The organism is Rathayibacter sp. AY1C2, from assembly GCF_002931195.1.
In the GTDB taxonomy this organism is placed as follows: Bacteria; Actinomycetota; Actinomycetes; order Actinomycetales; family Microbacteriaceae; genus Rathayibacter.
In genome coordinates, this window is record NZ_PSWG01000041.1 from 1 (window position 1) to 4,834 (window position 4,834).

Sequence of the window (4,834 nt, forward strand, 5' to 3'; positions counted from 1 at the left end):
GGGGGTGGGGGCGGCGCTCATTGCGGACTCCTTCGGCAGCGGTCCGACCATCCTAGAGCCCCGGTGGAGCGCTCTCTCGCCCCGGAACGCGGGACACCGCGCCCCGGACGACCGCGAGGCGCCGCCTCCCCGGCCGGACACCGCGGTGAGGGCGGTGTCCGGGCGGCGGAGGCGGCGCCTCGGAGGAGAGGAGCGGAGCGCAGGACGCGGGCCGGTCGGCGCTTCCCGATCAGGCCCGGTGGGCGCCGTGCCCGTCGCGGGGAGGAGCGGTGCGGATCGAGTCCGTCCGGACTTCCGGCTCGATGCTGCCCGCGGCCAGGTCGGCCCCGGCGCGCGCGGCCAGCTGCGGGACCGTGCGGCGCAGCTCCTCCGCGCTGTCCTCGGCCGCGAGGTCGTGCGCCTCCTGCATGGCCGACTTCGCGCGCAGCGGCGGGGTCCTGAGGAACCACGAGAGCACGAAGGCCAGCAGGACCACGCCCAGCGCGACCTGGAACACGGTCACGGTCGCGTCGTTGAACCCGGTCAGGAACGGGGCCGACAGGGCGCGGTCCGCGGTGTTCAGGAACGACGTGTCCCCGTCGAGCGCCGAGCCGATCGCGGCGGTGTCCTGCGACTGCAGCAGCTTCAGGATCCCGGCGTTGGCCGGGTCCGCGGCGACGGCCGGATCGGTGACGGCCCGCTGCAGATCCGCCGCGAGCGCCGGGTTCTTGAAGGCCGCGGCGATGGTGTCGGGGATCCGGCTGAACAGCACCGAGAAGATCACGGCGGTGCCCAGGGTGCCGCCGATCTGGCGGAAGAACGTGGAGGCGCTGGTCGCGACTCCCATGTTCGCCACGTCGACCGAGTTCTGCGAGGCCAGGGTGAGGGTCTGCATCATCTGCCCGAGCCCGAGGCCCAGCATCAGCATCCCGCCCATCATGAAGATCACCGGCTTGTCGATCGTCACGAAGGTGAAATAGAAGAACGCGGCCGACATCAGGAACGTGCCGACGATCGGGAAGGCGCGGTAGCGGCCCGTGCGCGAGATGATCTGACCCGAGACGATCGAGGCGATCATCAGGCCGAGGATCATCGGCAGCATCAGGAAGCCGGACTCGGTCGGCGTGGCGCCGTTCACCAGCTGCAGGTACAGCGGGATCGCCATCATGCCGCCGAACATGCCGAAGCCGACGAGGACGCCCAGCACGGTCGCCATCGAGAAGGTCGGCGAGCGGAAGAGCTTGAGGGGGATGAGCGCGTCGTCGCCCATCATCCGCTCGGCCGCGATGAAGCCGATGACGCCCAGCGCGCCGACGATGTAGCAGACCCACGCGATCGGCGAGCCCCAGCCCCACTCGCGGCCCTGCTCGGCGATCAGCAGCAGCGGTCCCGCGGCGATGACGACGAGGGAGGCGCCCCACCAGTCGATCCGCACCGAGCGCTTGCCGGCGGGCTTGGGCAGGTGGAGGAACCGCACGACGATGAAGAGCGCGACGGCGCCGATCGGGAGGTTGATCAGGAAGACCCAGCGCCAGCCGGTGATGAAGAGGATCTCGGGGGTGCCGGCGAGCAGGCCGCCGATGAGCGGTCCGACGACGCTGGAGATCCCGAAGACGGCCAGGAAGTAGCCCTGGTACTTGGCGCGCTCGCGCGGGGGCAGGATGTCGCCCATCACCGTGAGCGCGAGCGACATGAGTCCGCCGGCGCCCAGGCCCTGCACGGCGCGGAAGCCCGCGAGGCCGAGCATCGAGGTCGAGAAGCCGGCGAGCGTCGAGCCGATCAGGAACAGCACGATCGCGATCAGGTAGAGCGGGCGGCGTCCGAAGATGTCGGAGAGCTTGCCGTAGATCGGCGTCGCGATCGTCGAGACGATCAGGTAGGCGGTGGTCACCCACGCCTGCTGCGAGAGGCCGTCGAGGTCGTCCGCGATGGTGCGCATCGAGGTGCCGACGATGGTCTGGTCGAGCGAGGAGAGGAACATCCCCGCCATCAGGCCGAAGATGACGAACAGGATCTGCCGGTGCGACATCACGGCGCCGGACGGCGTCGAGGTCGGAGCGGATGGAGTGGAGGCGGAGTCGGCCACGGTGGTCCCCTTGTCTGGCGGACGCGTCCAGGCACGGCGATCCGCCGCAAACGTTGCGTGCTGCGCAAAGTTACACCGCGTGCGGAGAGCGCGACAGAGCGTCCGGCGAGCCTGAACGGGATCTCAGGGCCGCCGTGCCGGGGCCGTGCGTCAGGCCGGAGCGGGGACCGCCTCGTCCGCCCAGCCGGCCTCGCGGAGCGCTGCGCGGGCCTCGGCTCGGGCCGAGTACGGCGTGCGCACGCCGAGGATGTCGCGGTAGTTCTGGTGCCCGGGGCCGGCCCAGAGGATGGCGTCGCCCTCGTGCGCCAGGGACACGGCGACGCGGATGGCGCGCTTGGGGTCGTCGACCTCGTGGATCTCGGCGTCCGGACGTGCGGCGCGGGCGGCCTCCACGAGGGTGCGCCGGATCGAGGCCGGGTCCTCGAAGCGCGGGTGGTGGTCGGTCACGACCAGCACGTCGCTGCCCAGGACGGCGGCTTCGGCCATGGCCGGGCGCTTGAGCGCGTCCCGGTCGCCGTCGGCGCCGAACACCATGACCACGCGGCCGGGAGTGACCTCGCGGACGGCCTCCAGGGTGCGGGCGAAGGCGTCGGCGCTGTGTCCGAAGTCGACGTACACCGTGGGGCCGCGGTCGCCGGAGACGCGCTCGGTGCGGCCGGGGAGGGAGGCGTCCACTCCGCCGTCGCGGTGCAGCGCGGCGCGGATCTCGCCGATCGGCCGACCGGACTCGATCAGCATCACGATCGCCAGTCCGGCGTTGGCGGCCATGTGGGTGCCGATGATCGGGACGGAGGTCGTGATGGCACGGCCCTCGCGGTTGCCGATCCGGAAGCGGGTGCGGCCGAACTCCTGCTCGAGCACCGTCATGGTCCAGTCGGCGTCGACGCCCGGGAGGGAGGTGATCGTGGTGACCGGCACGCCGGCGACCTCGACGAGGCGCGCGCCCGCGGGGGAGTCGAGCGAGACGACGGCCCGGCGCGCGCGATCGGGCTGGAACAGCTGGGCCTTCTCGCCGAAGTAGGTGTCCATGTCGCCGTAGTCGTCGAGGTGGTCGTGGCTGAGGTTCGTGAAGCCGGCGACGTCGAAGACCACGCCGTCGACGCGGTGGCGGGTGAGCGCCTGGGCGCTGACCTCGATCGCGGCCGCGCCGACGCCCTCCTCCTCCATGCGGGCGACGAGCGCGTGCAGCTCCGTCGCCTCCGGGGTGGTCAGGCCGCTGGTCACCGAGGTGTCGCCGATGTGGCGCTCCGCGGTCGAGCTGAGGCCGGGCACGACGCCGAGCTGGCGGAGGATCCCCTCGAGCATGTGGACGGTCGACGTCTTGCCGTTGGTGCCGGTCACGCCGAGCAGCACGGGGGAGCGCTCGGCCGTCCCGTAGACGGCGGCGGCGACGGCGCCCAGGCGGGAGCGGGGGTCGTCGACCACGAGGACGGGCAGACCGGTCGCGCGCGCGGCGTCGGCGCCCGCGGCGTTGGTCAGCACGGCGGAGGCGCCGCGGGCCACGGCCTGCTCGACGAACTCGGCCCCGTGGCGGTTGACCCCGGGCAGGGCGACGAAGAGGTCACCGGGCTCGACGTCGGAGGCGATCAGCGTCACTCCGCTGATCTCGGCCGTCAGGCCGCCCTCGTCGCCGATCTCGAGCGTCCGAGCGAGGGCGGCGAGAGGGACGGAGGGTGCGGTGAGGGGTCGGAGCATGGGGTCCTTCCATCGACGGCTCCGTGGGGGGCCGTGCAGCCGAGGGGGCGGTCGCACGCGGAGTCGTGGCTGTCACTCAAGCTAGGGGGTCTGCTTATGTGAATCCTTAGAGGATATGCGCGACCCGCGTGGAGGGGCACGGGTGGACAGAACCGATCGCCGGTGCTTCAGCAGATGCGCAGGAACGGGTCTGTCTAGGCTCGGAGGATGACGTCGAACGAGAACGAGCCGACCGATGGGCGCCCCGTCGGCCGCCGAGCCCTGGTCATCGGGGGTGTGGCCGCCGCGGCGGGCCTGACCGCGCTGGGGGTCGGAGCCGCCATCGGGAACGGAGCGCCGGCGCCCTCGCCGACCCCCTCGACGGCGCCGCCCGCTCCGTCGCCCTCCGCGGCCGCGACCACCTCGACGCCCACGGCGGTGCCGACCGCCACTCCCACTCCCACTCCCACCGCCTCCGGGATCGACCTCACCGCGCAGTCCGTCGACGACCCGGCGAGCACCTGGGTCGTCGTCAACAAGCTGCGGACGCTCGCGCCGGTCGACTACGTCCCCGCCGACCTGACCTTCCCCGACGTGCCCTACGTCAACCGGCAGCCGATGCGCCAGGCGACCGCGGACGCCCTCGTCCCGCTCTTCGCCGCCGCCCGCTCCGAGGCCGGCCTCTCGCTGGCGGTGCAGAGCGCCTACCGCTCCTACGACACCCAGGTCAGCGTCTACGCGGGCTGGGTGTCCTCGCGCGGGCAGGCGGGAGCGGATGCGACGAGTGCGCGCCCGGGGCACAGCGAGCACCAGACCGGCTGGGCGGTCGACGTGGTGGGAGCGTCGGGCGCGTGCGCGCTCGAGGTCTGCTGGGGCGACACTCCGGAGGGGCAGTGGGTCGGCGCCAACGCCCATCGCTTCGGCTTCCTCGTGCGCTACAAGCCCGACACCACTCCGATCACGGGGTACGAGTCGGAGCCGTACCACCTGCGGTACGTCGGGACCCAGCTCTCCGGGTACCTGCACGACTCCGGCATCGAGACGCTCGAGCGCGTCTTCGGCCTTCCGGATGCGCCCGATTACGCGCCGGGGACC

The 4,834-nt window shown here is 72.4% G+C and carries 3 protein-coding genes; 1 reads left to right on the forward strand and 2 read right to left on the reverse strand.

What is annotated here, in order from left to right:
• Positions 1-229: 229 nt before the first annotated feature.
• Both C5C55_RS16155 and C5C55_RS16160 read right to left on the reverse strand, forming a co-directional pair.
• Positions 230-2,008 carry an MDR family MFS transporter gene (locus C5C55_RS16155; RefSeq protein WP_104234624.1) on the reverse strand — a complete coding sequence of 593 codons (1,779 nt, stop codon included), beginning with the start codon at positions 2,006-2,008 and terminating at the stop codon, positions 230-232.
• Positions 2,009-2,215: 207 nt separating this feature from the next.
• Complete coding sequence (locus C5C55_RS16160; protein ID WP_104234622.1) at positions 2,216-3,760, reverse strand: Mur ligase family protein; 1,545 nt, start codon at positions 3,758-3,760, stop codon at positions 2,216-2,218.
• 207 nt (positions 3,761-3,967) lie between these two features.
• On the opposite strand from C5C55_RS16160, the gene C5C55_RS16165 reads away from it, so the two are divergent.
• The coding region (locus C5C55_RS16165) for a D-alanyl-D-alanine carboxypeptidase family protein (protein WP_104234623.1) at positions 3,968-4,834 on the forward strand (867 nt) is incomplete at its 3' end.